Below are 798 nucleotides of genomic sequence, written 5' to 3' on the forward strand. Positions count from 1 at the left end.
CGAATTACGGCGCCTCCATGGGCGGCCACAACGTCATCGAGGCGCTCGCCACGCTGGCCTGCTGCCAGCCGAAGCGGCCGCAGTTCTTCCGCAAGGAGCCGCCCGCGCCGGCGTCAGCGCCGCCACGGTCGACCGCGCCTTCCGCGGCGTGCGGCTCGACACCGAGGCGATCGCCAAGTCGCAGACGCAGCTCGAGTTCAAGCTGACGATCGCCCAGTACATCGACACCCAAGTGTCCGACACGCGGATCGCGGCTGGCAAGCTGAACTACGCGCAGTGGAGCGACCTGCTGGCGCGCATCGAGCGCAGCTACGGGGTGGACCGCTACGCGGTGCTCGCCGTCTGGGGCATGGAGACGAATTACGGCGCCTCCATGGGCGGCCACAACGTCATCGAGGCGCTCGCCACGCTGGCCTGCTGCCAGCCGAAGCGGCCGCAGTTCTTCCGCAAGGAGCTGATCGCGGCGCTGCAGATCCTGCAGAATGGCGACATCGCGCCCGATCGGATGATCGGCTCATGGGCCGGCGCGATGGGCCAGACCCAGTTCATGCCGACCAGCTACAAGGCCTATGCGGCCGACGGCGACGGCGACGGCAAGCGGGACATCTGGACCTCGGTTCCGGATGCGCTGGCCTCGACGGCGAACTACCTGCGCAAGCACGGCTGGAAGTCGGGCGAGACCTGGGGCTACGAAATCGTGCCGCCCATGGAGGCGCCGTAATTCGTCTCCATGCCCCAGACGGCGAGCACCGCGTAGCGGTCCACCCCGTAGCTGCGCTCGATGCGCGCCAGCAGGTC

2 protein-coding genes are annotated in these 798 nt (G+C 68.7%); one reads left to right on the forward strand and one right to left on the reverse strand.

Going from position 1 to position 798, the window contains the following annotated elements:
- Window positions 1–61: 61 nt before the first annotated feature.
- Complete coding sequence (locus tag ACIKT0_RS19380; RefSeq protein WP_407106896.1) at window positions 62–721, forward strand: lytic murein transglycosylase; 660 nt, start codon at window positions 62–64, stop codon at window positions 719–721.
- Here the strand turns inward: ACIKT0_RS19380 and ACIKT0_RS19385 are convergent.
- Window positions 688–765, reverse strand: a complete 78-nt coding sequence (locus ACIKT0_RS19385; protein ID WP_407106897.1) for a hypothetical protein — start codon at window positions 763–765, stop codon at window positions 688–690. The two genes, ACIKT0_RS19380 and ACIKT0_RS19385, sit on opposite strands and share 34 nt — an antisense overlap.
- Between the last annotated feature and the right edge of the window lie 33 nt (window positions 766–798).

Origin of the sequence: Hansschlegelia beijingensis, assembly GCF_045505405.1 — a bacterium.
Taxonomy (GTDB): domain Bacteria; phylum Pseudomonadota; class Alphaproteobacteria; order Rhizobiales; family Methylopilaceae; genus Methylopila; species Methylopila beijingensis_A.